General features: G+C 43.2%; 17 protein-coding genes and 1 pseudogene. 3 read left to right on the forward strand and 15 right to left on the reverse strand.

What is annotated here, in order from left to right; all coding sequences use genetic code 11:
- Positions 1-186: 186 nt before the first annotated feature.
- Positions 187-1,215 carry a tRNA dihydrouridine(20/20a) synthase DusA gene (gene dusA, locus ACRWQN_RS17450; protein ID WP_434939131.1) on the reverse strand — a complete coding sequence of 343 codons (1,029 nt, stop codon included), beginning with the start codon at positions 1,213-1,215 and terminating at the stop codon, positions 187-189.
- A gap of 99 nt (positions 1,216-1,314) precedes the next feature.
- Here dusA and ACRWQN_RS17455 point away from each other — a divergent pair.
- Positions 1,315-2,372 (forward strand): annotated as a pseudogene (locus ACRWQN_RS17455) (site-specific integrase).
- Between the two features lie 21 nt (positions 2,373-2,393).
- Positions 2,394-2,735: a hypothetical protein gene (locus tag ACRWQN_RS17460; protein ID WP_434939132.1), complete on the forward strand. Its 342-nt coding sequence runs from the start codon at positions 2,394-2,396 to the stop codon at positions 2,733-2,735.
- Between the two features lie 4 nt (positions 2,736-2,739).
- On the opposite strand, the gene ACRWQN_RS17465 is transcribed toward ACRWQN_RS17460, so the two are convergent.
- Genes ACRWQN_RS17465 through ACRWQN_RS17505 form a run of 9 tightly spaced genes read right to left on the reverse strand, consistent with a single transcriptional unit; the run spans position 2,740 to position 14,738 of the window.
- On the reverse strand, positions 2,740-2,952 hold the full coding sequence (locus ACRWQN_RS17465) for a hypothetical protein (protein ID WP_434939133.1): 213 nt from the start codon (positions 2,950-2,952) through the stop codon (positions 2,740-2,742).
- A gap of 45 nt (positions 2,953-2,997) precedes the next feature.
- Positions 2,998-4,965, reverse strand: coding sequence for a hypothetical protein (locus tag ACRWQN_RS17470; RefSeq protein ID WP_434939134.1), 1,968 nt, complete (start codon positions 4,963-4,965; stop codon positions 2,998-3,000).
- On the reverse strand, positions 4,958-5,866 hold the full coding sequence (locus ACRWQN_RS17475; RefSeq protein WP_434939135.1) for a hypothetical protein: 909 nt from the start codon (positions 5,864-5,866) through the stop codon (positions 4,958-4,960). Before ACRWQN_RS17475 ends, ACRWQN_RS17470 begins: the two co-directional genes overlap by 8 nt.
- Positions 5,863-6,204 (reverse strand): hypothetical protein, encoded by a 342-nt coding sequence (locus ACRWQN_RS17480; protein ID WP_434939136.1) that lies wholly within the window; start codon positions 6,202-6,204, stop codon positions 5,863-5,865. Before ACRWQN_RS17480 ends, ACRWQN_RS17475 begins: the two co-directional genes overlap by 4 nt.
- Entirely contained in the window at positions 6,201-6,506 is a 306-nt protein-coding gene (locus tag ACRWQN_RS17485; protein WP_434939137.1) for a hypothetical protein, read from the reverse strand. Before ACRWQN_RS17485 ends, ACRWQN_RS17480 begins: the two co-directional genes overlap by 4 nt.
- A complete protein-coding gene (locus ACRWQN_RS17490; RefSeq protein WP_434939138.1) occupies positions 6,506-7,495 on the reverse strand; it encodes a hypothetical protein in 990 nt (329 codons plus the stop codon). Before ACRWQN_RS17490 ends, ACRWQN_RS17485 begins: the two co-directional genes overlap by 1 nt.
- A gap of 37 nt (positions 7,496-7,532) precedes the next feature.
- Entirely contained in the window at positions 7,533-10,046 is a 2,514-nt protein-coding gene (locus ACRWQN_RS17495; protein WP_434939139.1) for a hypothetical protein, read from the reverse strand.
- A 21-nt stretch (positions 10,047-10,067) separates the two neighbouring features.
- Positions 10,068-10,445, reverse strand: a complete 378-nt coding sequence (locus ACRWQN_RS17500; protein WP_434939140.1) for a hypothetical protein — start codon at positions 10,443-10,445, stop codon at positions 10,068-10,070.
- A gap of 36 nt (positions 10,446-10,481) precedes the next feature.
- Entirely contained in the window at positions 10,482-14,738 is a 4,257-nt protein-coding gene (locus ACRWQN_RS17505) for a phage tail tape measure protein (RefSeq protein WP_434939141.1), read from the reverse strand.
- 387 nt (positions 14,739-15,125) lie between these two features.
- On the opposite strand from ACRWQN_RS17505, the gene ACRWQN_RS17510 reads away from it, so the two are divergent.
- Positions 15,126-15,710, forward strand: a complete 585-nt coding sequence (locus ACRWQN_RS17510; protein WP_434939142.1) for a Rha family transcriptional regulator — start codon at positions 15,126-15,128, stop codon at positions 15,708-15,710.
- A 69-nt stretch (positions 15,711-15,779) separates the two neighbouring features.
- On the opposite strand, the gene ACRWQN_RS17515 is transcribed toward ACRWQN_RS17510, so the two are convergent.
- Genes ACRWQN_RS17515 through ACRWQN_RS17535 form a run of 5 tightly spaced genes read right to left on the reverse strand, consistent with a single transcriptional unit; the run spans position 15,780 to position 18,166 of the window.
- Positions 15,780-16,499, reverse strand: a complete 720-nt coding sequence (locus tag ACRWQN_RS17515; protein WP_434939143.1) for a hypothetical protein — start codon at positions 16,497-16,499, stop codon at positions 15,780-15,782.
- Entirely contained in the window at positions 16,496-16,921 is a 426-nt protein-coding gene (locus ACRWQN_RS17520; protein ID WP_434939144.1) for a hypothetical protein, read from the reverse strand. The genes ACRWQN_RS17515 and ACRWQN_RS17520 overlap by 4 nt, the downstream gene beginning before the upstream one ends.
- 24 nt (positions 16,922-16,945) lie before the next feature.
- A complete protein-coding gene (locus ACRWQN_RS17525; protein ID WP_434939145.1) occupies positions 16,946-17,527 on the reverse strand; it encodes a hypothetical protein in 582 nt (193 codons plus the stop codon).
- 20 nt (positions 17,528-17,547) lie between these two features.
- Positions 17,548-17,853, reverse strand: a complete 306-nt coding sequence (locus ACRWQN_RS17530) for a hypothetical protein (RefSeq protein ID WP_434939146.1) — start codon at positions 17,851-17,853, stop codon at positions 17,548-17,550.
- Complete coding sequence (locus ACRWQN_RS17535; protein WP_434939147.1) at positions 17,846-18,166, reverse strand: DUF2190 family protein; 321 nt, start codon at positions 18,164-18,166, stop codon at positions 17,846-17,848. The genes ACRWQN_RS17530 and ACRWQN_RS17535 overlap by 8 nt, the downstream gene beginning before the upstream one ends.
- Positions 18,167-18,249: the final 83 nt, after the last annotated feature.

Consider the following 18,249-nt stretch of genomic DNA (forward strand, 5'->3'; position numbering starts at 1 on the left):
GCTGAAATATGTAAGATACACATTTGGCTTATTACCTATGAAGATTGTGATATTTCTGGCTAGCAAGTTGCTTTAGCGCGTGACTGCAACTCGGTGTAATATCGTTATTTGAGCTGACGTTGATAGAATTTTTAGCGACAAAAAAGCGCTCTTATGAGCGCTTAATTAAGGGGCTACTTATTACTTTTACTGTTCAACTTCAGGGGCATTTTCATCCATCAAGGCTATCGCCCCGCGCACTACCTCAATTCCAGCGCCAGCTATATGGGCATTTTCACTTAAGTAACGGCGCCAGCTTCTTGAACCGGGCAAACCTTGGAATAAACCAATCATGTGACGAGTAATGTGATTTAATCGTCCACCTTGTTGAATATGACGCTCAATATAAGGCAGCATTAACTCAACCACTTCTTCACGACTTAATTGCACAGCATCACTGTTAAAAAGCTGTTGTTCAACTTGGGCTAAGATATACGGGTTTTGATATGCTTCACGGCCAACCATCACGCCATCAACATGCTGAAGATGTATTTTAGCTTGGTCTAAGCTGGTAATCCCGCCATTAATACCGATATTAAGTGCTGGGAAATCACGCTTCAATTGATACACACGATCATAATCCAGTGGTGGGATCTCACGATTTTCTTTTGGGCTTAAACCTTGTAACCAAGCTTTACGAGCATGAATCGTAAAATCGGTACAGCCTTTCGCACTGACAGTTTCAACAAATCGCGTTAAAAACTCATAACTGTCTTGATCATCAATACCAATACGGGTTTTAACGGTAACTGGAATATCTGCTACTTGCTTCATAGCATCAACACATTCAGCGACTAATTCAGGTTCACCCATTAAACAGGCACCAAAACGACCATTTTGGACTCGATCAGACGGGCAGCCTACATTGATGTTAACCTCATCATAACCGCGCTCAGCTGCAAGCTTGGCACAATGAGCCAGGTCTTTTGGGTTTGAGCCACCCAATTGCAACGCCAGAGGATGCTCTTCTTCATTGTAAGCTAAATAGTCACCTTTACCATATATGATGGCACCCGTAGTAACCATCTCTGTATATAACAAAGTATTAGCAGACATTAAGCGAGCAAAATAACGATAGTGGCGATCTGTCCAATCCAGCATAGGCGCTATGCTAAACGTCCTATCTAGCGTAACCCTTGGTGTATATGGCTTTGCATCAGTATTCTGTAAATTCATACTTCTCACATTTTGAGTTATTTTAATACATTTTTGCACATTTTAAAGTGGTCGGGTATCCTGTGAGGTATCCAAATAAATAGGACTGGGTACCCCAAAATGGCTTTTTATGTAATAGACCCGAGAACTCGTGCTGATGGCACTATTCGATATAAGTGCTCTGTCAGAGTGAAAAAAAAGGCAAGATAGTTTACAGTGATCACCGTACTTTTACAAAGCAAGCGCAAGCGGAAGCCTGGGGGAAAAAAGAAACCTTTAATCTCGAATCGAATGGCATACCGGATCCTTTAAAATCAGTTTTATTGCATGAGCTGATTGGTAAGTATATTGAAGACCCCAACGTGCATATTGGACGCACCAAACTTTATGTGCTGAATATGTTGGCCGATAGCGACATTGGTAAAATGAACGCGTTCGATATTAAGTCGCATCATATTGTTGAACACTGTAAAAATAGAATCAACTCAGGGACTGGGCCGTCTACGGTGTCGCACGATGTTAGCTATTTGAAGTGGTGCTTAAAAATGGCTAAGGCGAGTTATGGTTACGCGCTGTCAGAGTTGCCTATAATTGAAGCATATGATTTGCTGCACAGCCAAAACTTAATTGGCAAATCAGCAAGACGTTCTAGGCGTCCGACTGAAAACGAAATAGATAAGCTAAAGGTGGGTTTACAGGAACGGTCCAACCAGAGGATGGCGCACATTCCATATGTAGACCTACTGGACTTCTCTATTTTAAGCTGTATGCGGATTGGCGAGGTTTGTCGAATTACGTGGGATGATGTTGATGAACAGCAAAAAGCGGTAACCGTGAGAAATCGTAAAGACCCGCGTAAAAAAGCAGGTAATCACATGCTAGTGCCGTTATTAGGTGGGGCGTGGGAAATACTACAAAAGCAACCACGCCATGATGAGCGGGTATTTCCGTATAACGAAAGGTCCGTTGCTGCAGGGTTTCAGCGGGTTAGAAATGAATTGGGTATTGAGGATTTACGCTACCATGATTTACGGCGTGAAGGGGCTAGCCGGTTATTTGAGAAGGGTTACACCATCGATGAAGTGGCACAAGTAACAGGCCACCGCAATATTAATACTCTTTGGCAGGTATACACTGAGTTGTTTCCTAAACGTTTACATGATAAAGATAAGCGCTAAAATTTAAAAAAAGGAATATTTATGTCTGTTAATGGATTGAAAGATAAAATTGAAGTTGCTCTATTAAATCAGTACAAAGCATATTGCCATGACAATCCTGATCAAATCGAAATAATAAAACGTCAACCTAATATCGTTATGTTAGATTTAAGAACATTAATGAATGACTTAGGTTTAGATAAAACTAGCTTTACGCTTAACTCTAATTTTATTAAAGAACTTCAAAATTTAGAGCTTGAAGGTTTTATTAATGATCACTCTGTTGGTTCTTTTGGGCTCTCAATCGATGTTCATAATGAAGAATCTGGAAACTTAGAAAATAGAAAAATACAGGTCACCGATAGATTCTTAAAAAAACTATAACCCTCTAAACCTCTATCTCTACAAACACCAAATCGGGTGCTGTCCCTAGCACCCTGCCGTCTTGAACATAGATATGATCGCCGATACTACCAGAGCCGATTACTCTTTGGGTGTGGCCGCTGGCAGTGGTGGCGGTTACCGTTCCATCGGTATTCGCCACGTTAATCGTCATAATTAAACGTGGGACGCTTAAGCTTTGTGTTAACTGCTTTAACATTACGATTCCTTATACTATTTCTGATACTATTTCTGATATAGCAGCCTAGGCAACGTGACGAACAACGGTGATGGTTTGCTCTACATCAATATCGCCAGTGTCGCTAACCGATGCGCTAATCGTGACTGAGTCACAGGTACCTTTGAACACATTCACACCTTCACGAATACCGATCAACATACCAGGTGTTGCGGGTGGTAAGTCGGCCAGAATCGGTAAACTCATATTGATATTAAGCTTACTGCCTGTGTCGGCCAGTGCGTTAGTACCGGCTGTTCTAGCGGCCTGATTATCAACAATCAGTTGAGCGCTTATATCATCAGTTGCGATATTGCCCGCAGTGCCTGCACGTTTTACTTTAGCGCTAATGCCCTGCTGCTCACCCCGCAGCCAAACCACATTACACTCGGTACCGATTTCTTTTGACTCGCTGTAACTGGTGATCACTGCATCGTGCAAGGTTAAATCAGGTGTCGCAGCATCCATTAACCACGGCACTGTTGGCCAACGTGGCACCACGGTTAATGCTTTGGTTTCATCATTAGATAGCAGCATACAACCCAATTGTGCCACCGCTTCTTGCACTGCATCGATGGGCGATTTATTGCCAACGCTAAACGCGCCTGCAGGTACGTTAAAATCAACGATACCGTTAAGCTCAATAGTCCAACCAGTAAACTGCAGCATGTCGTTAAGTAAACCCGCAAAGCTGCGTGATGTTGAATTGGTATAACTGATCGGCAATACATATGGCGTAGTCAGTTCGGCGCTGCGGCTGCGGCCTGTTCCGCGATAAGTCGCGTTACCAAACACTTTGCTTACGCTGGTTTGCTCAAGCAAAACATAAAACTCATAGCCGTTTATACCCACTTTAAGCAGTTGATTTTCAGCGCGGCTGGCATCGATACGGCTTGAAAAATCGATACTCACCGAGCTGGCCCACTGGCCACGGCTGCGGCTAATACTAATATTACTGATCACAATCGGCACGTTGTCTGACACGCGCACACACGTAATGGTTGGCTGCATTAAATAATACCTGCGCAATTGGGGTTCAATGGGGGTTTTAAAATCAAGATTGGGTAACACTGGGTTTGAGTCAATTAAGCCGCCACCGTCGTCAAAGTAACAATACTCTGGTGAGGGTGTGAACCGGATAATAATCGGATTGATTGCAGAGCTGGTTAAAGGGGTAAGTGGATCATTAAAACGAATGCTCACTACACTAACTGGCGGGCGATATTTAGTCGAGCATATCCAGCGTGCTTTATGCGGGCCCCATTTTAAAAGGTGTTCAGTACCGCAACGTATTCCTTTATAACGTAATGTATGCTGAATATGTTGTGCTGCGCCATCATGCCATATCACACTTATAGACAAGCACTCAGCTGCAACATCTAACCAACGCATTTCGGTATCAGTTTGATGACTTATTGTTGTTTTCCACAAAATATCAACTGAGGTTTGATGGCTTTTGGGTAGCGCCCAACTAACCGCAAAGTCATTGCGGGTTTGCGGTAATGCTTTCCAGCTGAAGCCGTAGCTTATACCGACTGACGGTATAGTCATCCACGCTAACGTAATCGTTTGTTCGACACTGCGGTTTAACGCCCAAGATGCATCAAATTCGATACCTAAATGACTTGCCGCCTCAGCTAATACCGTTTGTTTTTCAACAGCTATAGGTTTGCGCCACACCATACCGCATTCAATACCAATGCTATTATCGATAGGTAATGGCGGTTCAATATCACTACCAAACCTAATGACAATGGGTGATCTGGTGTTAGGCCAAATTCGGGTAAATCTTATTTGTAACGGTGCTAAAACATGTGTGCTAACTGAAAAGGGTAGTATTGTAGATACACCAACACTGTGTGATATAACTACATCATTATTAACGTGCAATAATATATTAGTGTTTAAACTTAAAGACTTATTTGACGAAAATGCAAAATCAACGTCACCCAGTGGGGGGGCGTATGGTGCATTACCAAATGTGAAGTTATTCAACTGGTATTACCCTATCTAAAATCAGTGCGTTTAAGTCATTAATGCCAGAATCTAAACACACTACATAGTATTCACCGTCTGGTACTTGTAATGAATAATAACCAGTAACCTGGTCACTCATACCACTTGCCGCCAGATTACCATTCGACCTGTAGTATGCTCGAACTGGGGAAGAAGTTGGTTGACCGTCTACATCTGTAACATGGCCATTGATGTTTAATGGCAATACGCTAGTGAATGTATATACAACATTTGGTGACAGTAATAACCCAAAATTACCATTACCATCAATAGCAGTGCCGCTATTTGATGTTGAATCCATCATAAATATTTGAAACTTAGAGCCTGTTGACGCAGCATCTGCCATACATACAATTTCAATTTCACCCTTACTCAATCTAATGGCTACTTTAGAATTATTAACAGACTGGGAACCATAACTAGCCCACTCACAATATATAATTGCTGTATCAAGTGTTTTATTCCACTTGGGTGCCCAAGAACCTGAGTCAATTGTGGGGTTTTTGAAATTAAATATCAGTGGTGGGTTATTCCCCGCACGACTTTGATAAGCTCTAGGTACTGTTGTATGTTGCGGAATGACGCCACTTATTGCGCGGCTTGTGTTTGAAATACCAACACTGTCATTTAACCACACAGCAATTGACCCTTCGCTTGATTGCATGACTTTAGTTGAATTACCACCGATTGTTGTAATAAACCCTACATCAATCTCAGTAGACCCGTCATCAGCCCTAATTAAACCACCTAAGTCGGTTGCAGGGTTTAGACCTAACTCACCAGCCCATGCTTCATAAGCTGCAATGGGTGACAAGTATGTGTTTGTGATTTCATTAATGTCTGGAAATAATTCAACACCCGTTTTTATATCAACAATCATATTGTCAGCACCGTTGTTAAAGCATTTATCGTCAGTAGACCGTTAGCACTGTAAAAAATAGGGTCTACGCTCTCAGACATTACGAATGTATTACCGCTCCAATAGCTTACAAAATTAACCACGTCCCCTGTGGTTAATGAAAATTTAACGTCATCTATAAGTACACGTTTACCGCTACTAGCAATGCCAAATGAACAACTTTGACGTGAGTAGCTTGAACTCGTTATTTCATTACTTAACCCATCACCACCAGGGGCTGCACGATGTAAACCAATGGATAGCACTGATAATGAATCAAGCATTATATTTTTGGTATTGTCTGCGATATGTTGAGTCACATTTCACTCCACTCAGTATCTAACTCTGCACAATTAATTAGTTCACACACAACCCCATCGACTATTGCTGCATTGTAGAAACGGTCATCGTCTAACATTATGACAGCGACATTTCCAGTCAACGCATGTTTTCGGGGTAGCAGTATCTGTGTGTGTTCGGGAGTATCTAATTTTATTGTGCGGATATGTTCTGATAGTCTGCGGTCTATAATGTGCAACCTCTCTGCTAACGTGTCTGCATCCACTGATAATACCGCTCTCATAGCTACAGTATCGCGCTTATAATGTATTACTGTATTCATTACCACTCCTCACAGTTCATCCACGTAAACGCTGATGTGGTCATACTTCGCATTAAAAAGTGTTGCTGGTTATTTATTTCATCGTAAACAGGCCAATTCTCAAATGCGTAACGTGGTGACGCTTCTATTATTATGCCGGGTAAAAAACCCCTAAGTGTAGGAGATACTGTGGATGCAACCATATGATTACCGTGTGTATCGAGAGCCATGTATCCTATTGGGAATTTGGTCATTTGAACATATATGGGTGTGTACAAGCCTAGTTTGTCGGTGGCTAATTTAGTGATATTACTACCGTTTTGAGGCGTAAAAGGTGCGACTAAAGCATATTTTGCTGATGCATTACCTCCGTCTGCGTCATACATCAGTAATACATCATTTGAGGTTGAAGAAACCATAGAACTGTACCATATGTAATTAAATGCAGATTGCCAACCTGCATGACTTAACCCAATGTCATCACCGCTCGTATTAACACTATTTACAGTAATGAATTTGCCAGCATCCATCGGTATTAATGACTTAATATCTCCAACAAAACACGTATCATCCCTACGTGAGTCGTAACCAGATACAGCATCCATGTTGGAAAGTATTATATAGAACGCGGTTGACGTACCAATCACAACCCACTTATTAATTGACGAATGGAACGAATGTACGCAAGCTGAATAACCTGCTCTGTATGGTGTATCAATGTCTACATAACTCACAGCGGGTCTAAAATCCAACATAGTCTGTGGTGCATTAACGCCATTTCGTGATGATAACTTAACACTCGAACCACTGCCTAAAGTTGGGTCATTTCTAAACACAATCATATGCCTAAAGGTATCTTCAAACACTTGCGTCCAACCAAGTGCTGACTTAGCACCGTAACCAGTAACCAAGCATTTTTTTAAAATCGTTATGATCTCACTAGGTGTTCTATTGACAAGTTGCGGTGCACCCACATCATCCCAGCGATAAACCGTTACAGGTAATCCCATTTTAATACCCCTTCTTATAATCTATTAATATCAAGCATTAAGACTCATTACCACGGAATGACAACACCGCACGGTCTTCTGTAATTTGTGTGTGGCCACTTTGTACCGTTCGCAACAACATGGCAGGTTTTGAACTGGCGTAGCTTCTAAAACGAATAGCTTCGCCAGCTTGCCAACCTCCACCAAATGCGGCCTGGCGAATAATAAAATACGGGGCTAGTGTCAGCGGGTTTATTGGAGCGAAATCATTGACGGTATCGCCAGTTGCAATTTGACCTAAACGTTTACCTACACAGCGAAATGATGTTGGGCTAGTCATAATTAACACCCAGTCTTCATTAATCGCGGTGTCGTTACGCACTTCAATTGGGTAATCAACCACGTTCAAACTAGCTGTACCGTTGGTTCCATCTTGGTCCCAATTATTCGACCAAGCTGTCATGTCACGAACCGCACCGACTCGTGCTTGTAAATCACCTAAATCTTGAACGCTAGACACTACAGAACCAATAGGGTACGACTGACTTAATGGCGCGGCTAATACCAACTTATTGGGTAAAACCTCTACAACCAAAGCTAATTCACCGATGCTGTCTGTCAGTAAAAATGGCGCTTCAAAACCACTGAAATTACTGTGTAGTGTCACAACACCCGTTTCTTTAACCACGCTGTAATGCGTGTTATTTAGCGTCCATAAACTGGCACCGGTGGCGTCAGTAATATCGACAAATCGGGCATTCACTCGTACAGATAAAGTTTGGTCAGCCGCTGGGCTAACAACGACTTGAGTTTGACTATGCTGCACATTGATGTTGGTCCAAGCTGTAAAACACGCCACAACACCGCCGTTTTTAATCCGCAGTGGGTTTAGGCCATAAAGCTCAGGAGGGGGTGAAAGCGTCACAGTTTCAGTTACGTCATAACGTAGGGTGCTTAATATCACTCGTTGCGTAAACTGAAGCGATACCGCGCCATTAACAATACTGCCCGTCACACCCGTGCCAGTAATAATACCGTTCGCATCGGCGCTGGCACTAAGCAAGGTTTCAGCAGTGGTCGAAACAGTGACATAAAAGCTATCCAGCACAGGTTCAGGGCTGGTAAGAACAAATGTCACACTTAAATCACCAGGTGGCACATCACCACCGCTAGCGGGTTCTGTTTTAGCTAACAAACAGCCGTAGGTTAAGGTGAAATTACCCCGAAAATCCACCTCCTTAGTCACTACACCAGTACGGGCATTAATCCAACCAATTACGGTCCGATTTAATTCAATTATAGGGATTGCACTAATGTCATCGGCACTAAAGTTACCTAAGCTCACACTACTGTTGCTGTAGCTCGAATTATCAAAATCAACTTCACCAGAGAAAAAATCCTTCGTCAGAATGCTATTAACAGGAAACGTAGTACTACTATCATAAAACTGGTACTTGCTTGCTTGATAATACGACACAGCAATGCTGGTATTTCCCGTCATGTTAATGCCCGTAAAAATAACAGTAACCGTGCTACCAGTAATGAGGATGTTGGCATACTGACCAAACGCCCCGCTGTAAGTTACCGCTTGTTTATTGTTTTCAGCAAACCAAGGGGAATTAACTAAATCAGGTATCTCAAAAATATAGGTGTTTTGATTTTTCACACTGGGTAAGACTAAGGTTTTACGCGCTGGAGCATAAACACCCGCATTATCAACCGTAACGCTGCCGCCCTGATAATCGACTACGCCCGCTAATGCATTACCTGCGCTCAAAGAAGTGGTACGCACCTTGGGCAACATCTCTGTTATCGTTGTGCCAACATCCAGTATTTCACTGGTTGCAGCTGCTGTCAGCTCACTCACGCCATGGTATTTAATGCCATCATTTGCGCTAACATAACGCAATTTAGTACAGCCCGTTTCGCCGTTGATTGTGACGTCAAAGTTAGGTGTATTAAACGGAATAGCCGGCTTAAAATACACTTGCCCACCTTGGCCACCTGTAACGGTTTCTTGCACTTCACAAAAATGTTCAAAGCGGGGATACAGCGCATTTTCATTACCCGCATACTCAACAGAAATAACAATCACCTGGCCTTGGCTTAACCGAATAGTTTCGTAATAGTCTCTACCGTTAAATTGATAAATAGACTGCAAATACGAGCGAGGAAACGAGTCTTGCCCCGCCAACAAACCAATTAATCGATTACGCACCAACTGCCCAGCTTTAACAGATGACTCTAAAATCTCTACCATGTCGGTCATGCGATCAGCATCTTCAAACTCATTTGACTCAGCTAATAACATGCTCACTAAAGGGTCTGTCGGCTTTTGGCTGAAAAAAACATGACCATTTAGCAACAACTCAGTGCCAGTGGTATCCAGCGCGGGGTAACATTTGACAATATCAACCGCAGATTGCGAATGGTCGATATCTGAAATCGCTCTAAATAGCTCATTAAGCTCACCAGACTTCACCACTAACTTAGTGCGCTGGCCGCCTGCGTCATCACTAGAACCCAGTGACTCAGGCTTGAATATTTTTAAATCTGCTCGGGTAATGGTCATGTGCCACCTGTGTTAATCATGCTAAAGCGTTAAAAATCGTAAAACCACGTTGGTTAACAATGGGTATTCGCCAAACTCATCGTCCAAATCATCACCGGTGATCACGTTAGCTTGGGTGTTATCCCACACCACATTAATGTTGTTGCCATCGTGATTAATAATAAAAGCCGTGAGTGTTGATGCGGCGTGGGCTTGCAACGCATTAAAATCTAGGCGATGCATCCAACCATCTTTAGTGCCCAACTCTAATGCAATACCTGCAGGTATAACGGTTTGCTGAATATGCGGGGCACCGTTAAGTGCCCGTTTCATATTTGCCGCCACGCGTTGGGTGTTATTGCGGTTAAGCCAATGCAATGGCTCTTCCAAATCAATACTGTCAATAATGGTGCTAAACATAGGACCTCTTTTTGAAGTGATACAGCAACCTAGCGACTAACCGCCAACCGACTGCAAACGCTTAATCTCAGCCACCAACTCATTCACAATGCTGCGCTTAGTTTGCGCATCAAAGGTGCGGTTACCCACTTGCAGCTGCAGCACAACCGTGTCACTGCTACTTGCTGCAACAGTGGTTTGGCTAGGCGATGTTTGAGGTGCTGGGGTTTGTACCGTTTTTTGGGGTGCAGCGGGATTAGCTGCGACTTGTGCAGTAGCCGTCGCGGTAGATTCTGCTAATTTTTTAGCTTTTAACTCAAGGTCTTGTGCCCTTTTTAAATCACGCAGACTTTTTTGCAGTTTGTTAACTAATTGACTATCGCCAAACGCTTGCGCTCGAGCGATCATGTTATCTATCTCTCTAACTTCACTAGCAAATTTACGCTGAATAATATCCTTTTCATTACCCAGTGCGGCATCAAGTCGGTCTTGAATGTCAGCGGTGGTGTCGTTAATTTCATCAGCAAGCTCACGAAATTTATCACGGGCTTTATCAATCGCGTTGGTTAAAGGTTCTAGCTGAACCCCAGACAAACCGTATAAACCATTGGAGGCTTTAGCCGCCATTTTATTAAGTTCAGCCAAGCTATATGTGCTGGTTTCAATGTCATCAATTTGGCGTCTAATGGCCAACGATGATTGCAACTCGCTGTAACGACGCTTACTTTCACCAGCCAAATAAGCCGTTTGAATGTTGCCCATTTCTTTAATGCGTTGTATCAACACATCAGCACTGGCGGCAGTATCAATGTAGGTTTTGCCGGTATCTTGCAGCACACTTCTATGTGCTACTGTAGCCACCCTAATATCAACTAACTTACCTGCTTGCTCCTCTAATGACTTGCTATTGGCATTATTTGCCTCGGTGTTTTCCTTTACTGCATCGGTGTTAGCTTTAGTAACATCGGTAAGCTCTGCCTCCTTTTTGCTAGTCTCACCTACCACCTTATTTAGCTCGTCAAGGGTTTTACCTAAAGCCTTAGATTGAGCGTCATACTCTTGCTTGGTTAGCAAACCCGCTCTAAAGTTGCGGTCGAGTATTTCTAATTGGGTTTCATACTCACGCTGCAAAACAAGTAGCTCAACATAAGTGGCATTTTCTATCTTGGCCAACTCAACTGATTCTCGTTTTAGTTCAGCAAGGTTGGCTTCTTCCTTCGCCAATTTTGCCTTAATTAAAATGAGTTCATTGGTTGCCTTGTTCTCATCTTTTAAGGCTTGCTCTAATTTACGAATTTCAGCTTCAGTACTAATAATGCTTTCTTGTAAGCCTAACTGTTCGTCAGACAGTAATGCAGTACCCGCTGCAGCAAGGTTTACCTCATTAACTGTTTTGTCATAAGCACTGGCTAATTCTTGTTGCGATATAGTCAATTCTTTTTCAGTTAACAGCCCTTGTTCATATTGGGCCTGTAACTCTTTGCGCTTAGCGATAAACTGATCTGTTAGTTCAGTTTGCGTTGCGGCGCTCACATTGCTTGCATCAACCTCAGTTGAATAACCTTTAAGTGAGTCCTTTAGTAACTCTGACGCTTTAGCCAAACCTTCAGCAGTGATCACCCCTTTTGCATAAAGCTCATTTAGTGATTTTTGCCTTACCTCTACATCAGCTATCGCCTCTGCATACGTCAACGTATTAGTATTGAGCTTAGCGATATTTTCAGCGTGTTCAGCCGCAGCATCAGCCGCTTTTTTATCCTCTTCGGCTTTTTTCTTGCTCGCCTCGGCCGCCTTTTCTTTTAATTGGGCTTCAATTTCGGTTTCACGATTAGCACGAACTAAAGCCGCCGTGAGTTCTCGGTAGGTTTTTTCAAGGTCTTTGTTGTAAGTGCCAGAAAGTAAAATGTCATTTATCTGGTTACGTTGATCAATCGATAACTGTTTAAGTGCATCTTTGTATTTTACAGTGGTTCCAATTAAACCTTCATAAGCAATAGACGACTCACCATTCATGCGTTTTGCTATATCAATGATATCGTTTGTATCACGCTCAATAGATTTTTTTACATCTTCAAAACGCGCCTTAGTAGCATCAGCAGTCTCTTTACTAATCAGCTCAACGCCAGATAACTCGCTAGCAAATTCTAAAGCAGATGCAGTAGCCACATTCATTGCTGCAAGGCTAAGGGTAATTTGATTAAAGCCAATGTTGATAGTGTTTAAGCCAACAGCAAATGCATCTAATGTGTATTCTACCGTGCTAAAAGACTCGTCAGTGCCTGCCGCAAAACTCTTAATATCACCCAACAAATCAACAAACCCATTGGCTAACTCTGGAATACGTTCCAACAGTTGAATAACATTCTCATCTACTGCATCAATCGTATCGCCAGTGGCCCGTATTGCGGTATCAATCTCATCTGAAAATGCCTCGCCAATACTAGACGTCAAATTGTGGAATTTATTTTCTAAGCGACCAATAGCCGCAGCCTGATCTGCATAAGCTTTAGCGGCTTCCTTCATGTGGTAGTCGCCAGCAATATAAGCATTGTTAGATAATTCTAACGCCGTTTTTAAACGGTCAGTGCCATCAGCTAATACACTGAGCACACTCGTTGCTTCAACACCTTCAATGCCCATCGACTTAAGCGCATCAGAAACGAGGCCACCCTCAGACTTAACACGCTGTAAGCCCTCAAGAAACTTAACCAATACCTTTTCAGGTGCAGTGCCTAAATCTTTTTCAATTTGGTCAGCCGTTTCACCGGTAATTTTAGTCAGCAGCTCTAAATCATCGCCGCCTTTCTTACTTGCCTCATTAATTGCGGCGCCTAATTTTTGAATAGCAGTACGTGACCGTTCGGCGGGTTGGCCTAACTCAGCAAGGGTTGCACCAAATGCAGCAGAAGCCGCAGAACCTAAGTTGATTTCACGGGTACCAGTAACAATCTCTTTGGTCATGCTGACAATGTCAGCCTCAGTAACCGCAAAATCATTACCTAACGCAACCACAGAAGACGACAGGTTTTGTATTTGTGGAATGCCCTCTTGTGTCATCCCCAAAATACGCGCCAACATGGTGGCCGCTTCGTCACCCGCTAGGTTGGTTGATAAACCAAGGGCGTCAGCAGCAGCAACTAGGTTTAAAATATCTTCGGTAGACTTAGTGCCTAACTGGCCTGCAACCTCAGCCATGCGCAACAATTCATTTGTGCTGGTTGGAGTAACATTTTCACCCAGGTCTTTTAGTTCAGACGCCATTTTAACAACGGCCTCACGGGCATTACCGGTGGTTTTTTCAACTTTAGTGATCGCCGACTCTAGTTCACCATAACCTTCAACACTTGAACGAACAGACTGAATAGCCGTTTGGGCAGATAGCAAAACAGCATACGCCTTGGCCAGCGCATTAACGGCTTTAGTCGTAATAAGAGTTTGATTGTTGGCGTCGCCTGCTGATTTTTTGCTACTAGCAAGTAACTTATCTTGTTGGCCTAACTTGTCGTTTACCCCTTTTAAGGCTTGTTCCGCGGCGGCTTGTTTGGTTTTTAGGTCTTTGCTGGCATCAGCCAGCTTACCCATATCAATACCGGCTTTACTCAGCACCGCTTGCTGCTTGTCTAACTCCGTTTTGTTACTGTTTAGACTTCTTCCAAGCTTGGTTAATTCGGAACTTGCGCTTTTAACCTTAAGCGCATACTCGCCTTTTTTCTGGCCAGCTTTGTCAACTTCGCTGCTGATTTTTTTCAGTTCAGCGGTTTCTTGTTCCAGTTCGGTAGCTAAACGGGTTGCGCTAGTTGCCGTGTTTTTTTGGGCTGCATCTAGCTTTTGCAAATCATCTTTGGCTTTTGCTAATGCTAACGCTTGCGACTGACTGGCTTGAGCGCCTTTATTTTGGGTCGCGGTTAGCTTATCAACCTCAGCACTTGCTAGCTTTAGCTGGTTATCATACTTTGCTAATTCGGCCACAGCTTGGTTGTATTCGGTTTCAATACGAGCAGTAGAGTTAGCCGCTGCAACCTGCGCAGCGTCAAGCGCTTTGGCTTCAGTCGCAACTTGCTTTTGTTCTTTTTTAAGGTTGTCTAATGCTACGGCATTATCAACATAGGCTTTTTCGCCTTTTCTAATTGAGGCTGTTAGCCCATCAATGGCATTAACCGCGGCATCTTGGCGCTTTAAATCATCCAGTTCAGCATTCAGTTTTTCGCTTTGTGCTGCTAATTCAGCTAAAGCCTTTTCAGACTTTTTGGCTTCGCTGGAAAATAAATCTTTACCCTGAATGATCAGGTTAATAACTTGGTCTTTAAAGCTCATAACATTTCCTTTGGGCAACAAAAAGCCGTGTGACCGAAAGTTCTCGATTACACATTCATAGGTTTATAAAATGGGTTAATTATTATCACTGGCTCAGTTAAGTGATAACGAATTGACAAATGTGCCTGAGTGGGGCGATACTGTTTAGGCATTGGCAAAATCCAATGCCGGGATTCGTACCCCGCGGTATCTAGGCGCAATAGTCGCCAGCCTTTAGAGCTGGTTTTTTATTGCGTGACTCGGCGCACCACTACTATGGTGAGCTGGGTGAGGCAGCCATTTGGCTGGCCGCTTCCTAGATGCGGTAGTACGAACCTTGCTCAGCTCATCACCCAATGTTTCGTACCAAACGGTGATGATTACTCACGATATCTAGGAGTGTCACCCATGAACTTACAACAGTCTAAAAACTACCCTGCGCAACTGGTCTTTATTAACGGCCAACAAACCATTACCAATTCACTGATCGTCGCTGATTATTTTGGCAAACAACATAAAGATGTATTACGCAAAATTGACCGCATTCTAAACGATGCCCCAAGTGAATTTACGTCAGCGCATTTTTGCGCTAACGTGCAAAATCAACAGGTTGGCACCAGTCAGCGCGATTTAAAGTGTTACCACCTGACCAAAGACGGTTTCATGTTTTTAGTGATGGGTTTTACCGGTGCCAAAGCCGCTGAACTTAAGATCAACTTCATTAATGCTTTTAACGAAGCCCAAAAGCGACTTAGCCGCACGACACATCCGTTTGAGCGTCAGCGCATGTTGTTTACATGGGAAGCTGGAAAAATAGTCAGCTCGCAACCCATCGATGATAATCAGTTTGTGACTAGCCGCGAAAAATTAGTGCAGTACATACGTGAACCGCGCTTTTTATCAGTAGATCAGTTGTTAGAAATTAGTGAAGCTGCAAACCAGCAGATTGCCACATTAGCCAGAATGGCAGACAAACAAGCTAGATTGCGTTAATTAGTCTTAGATTAAAAAGCCCACTAACTATTTAGTGGGTTTTTTGTTTATGCCCTTTGGTTAATGCAACTACGCTGCACTTCGCACAAAGAACTTAGACTTACCCGTAGCAACAATTGCCGTGTTGGCTAGTACGCCGCCTTCAATGTCGAACGAACCGTAATCGTCACCAATTAAGTCTAGCCCTGATGTTGGCGTAGGCTTCCACTTATAAAACTTAAGCATCCACGGCTTGCCGGTTGAATCGTTAATACCGTCAATGACCACACCAACCGTTTTGCCTGATTCCGTTAATGCTTGCAAAGCGTTACCCGCTTGGCTGGTGTAGCTCACGGTTAATGCCTGCCCTGCAGTAATGGTGCCTGCTGATAACGCGCGAATACCTGCGGCGCTGACCACGTAATCTTCATCCAACGTGTAGGTAACATCGCCAGCTGTATTTTTAACCACGGGTGCAATGGCGGTATCAATCATTTGGGCGGTTTGTGCTAAACCGTCTAACACTGCAATGACATCTTCATCCGCTACTGGTGCGGCGGTTAATACATCAATTTTACCGCGCATGGCCAGGGCTAAGTTTTCATTGTTAAAGTCATAAAAGGTAGCGCTTAAGCTAACAGATTTAATTAGGGTGACTTCATCAACATAACCGCCGCCACCACGGTAGTTAGGTAACGATTTTGTTTCTTGCTCAATAGCGAGTTTTACACCGCTAACGTTGCCACAGTCTCGGCCGTCGATATAAACAATCGCCGACCCGATGTAGCTTTCAACTACAGTTTCGCTCATAGTCTTTCTCCAAATTGAACGGTATGAATTAGGGTTAATGTAATGACCGCTAGCGCATGTTTTTCATGGCTTTCGGGCATAATGTATTTACAGGGCTCGGACTCTTTAAACGCAATAGCTTTGGGTAGCCATGACGGTTTTTCGGTATTACGTTCGTCTTTAAAGAATGCGCAGCGAATGTCTCGAACTAAGTTGATTAGTTCGGCGGTGGGGTTGGTTGATTTGCTTAAGTTAATACCCGCAACCACTTGTAATGTTAAGTCGTCACGGAATGCGTTTATGCCATTTTTGGCGCCGAACAAGTCGGTGTGCGGTTGTAAAAAGATAAACTGATTTTCTTTTGCTAACCCTTGCGCATAAAAACCTTCGCGCACAGTGGCACCGTCAACCAAGGCAAGTCGGTTTAAAATGGTTTGGATCATGGGGACCTCTTAACAGGGTGGGTGTTACTTAGCGTAATGTCCGTATCGTTCGCGAAGATGCTTGATGATTGGTGGCTCTATATCGTCACGCATATACTTAAATGCCCCCCAAACTGACGGGCCATATAATGGCTTTTGGTCTTTCGTACCTGCCTTTTTGGCGTTTTTCTTCCCGAGTTTTCTCCAAGAATTATCTTTGCGCTTACGCATAAACATTACTTGGTTACCGTTTTGACCAATAATAGTAAATGCCCCCTTAAACCAAACAGGCTGATTTTTATAAGCACTAACGTCATAACCATTTAATACACTTTGACCTTTTTTCCCTGTCCTGTAACGAGGCTTAGCCATTCTCGTCAAGCTTGTGGCTCTGAATCTTGCAGAAATATGTGCGGTTAAATCATTAGGGTGAATACTGACAAAAAAAGTATCTTCCACATATGATTTTGACTTATAACCAAATTTGTTAAATATTTTTTCTACAGCAAGATTTTTTCCAAAAACGGCTGCATCATCTATAGCCTTGGTAATGGCTGGTACTTGTGCATCGCGCATCCGCTTTAGCTCTTTAGAAACCTCCTTAAACCCTTGGGTATCTATCCACATATTTAACCCCCGTTAAAAACTTAATCCACTAGGTAAATAAACGTGACGGTAATTTCATCCCGCGTATGCAATTGAGTTAAACGATGTTGCTTGCCATTTAACTCAAACACATCATCAGCCATTACCGCGCCTTCTTGCTGCAAAAACTCAGCAAGGGCTATCGGTTCTTGTATGTATTCGTTACTGCGGTCTTTTTCGGTTGGCGGCAGATTTACACTACGACTATAAGCAGCTTGGCCAGCGCTAGGGATAAACTGGCACGGTTGTGCCAGTTTAGTGAACGCACGGGCAAGCTTGCTTGCTATGCGTTCGTTAACGCTAAGCATTCACTTTTACCCATACTGTATCGCTTGGGTTACCTGCCGCAGCCCACGCTTTACCGGCTAAGGTATTGCCCGATGCGGTTGAGGTGATCATGCCGTCTGATTTAAGGTAAACCTGCGCACCTTGGCCAATGTCATCAGCGGTCACTTTAGGTAACTCGAACACACCTTCAGTTGCCCCCACACCCACTTCATCAATAGCAACATTGCCAAGTGACACAGCAACCACTTTGCCTAATAACACTGGTGCGCCACTGGCAACTATGGCCGTGGCGATAAATTCGATGGTATTACCATCTGATACACAATTTTTCATAATTCATTCCTGATAAGAATTGTTGAAATTTAAGCGTAAAAAAGCCGCTAACGATTTCGATAGCGGCCTGTTTAATGTTTACG

Origin of the sequence: Shewanella sp. HL-SH8 (genome assembly GCF_051165765.1) — a bacterium.
Taxonomy (GTDB): domain Bacteria; phylum Pseudomonadota; class Gammaproteobacteria; order Enterobacterales; family Shewanellaceae; genus Shewanella; species Shewanella glacialimarina.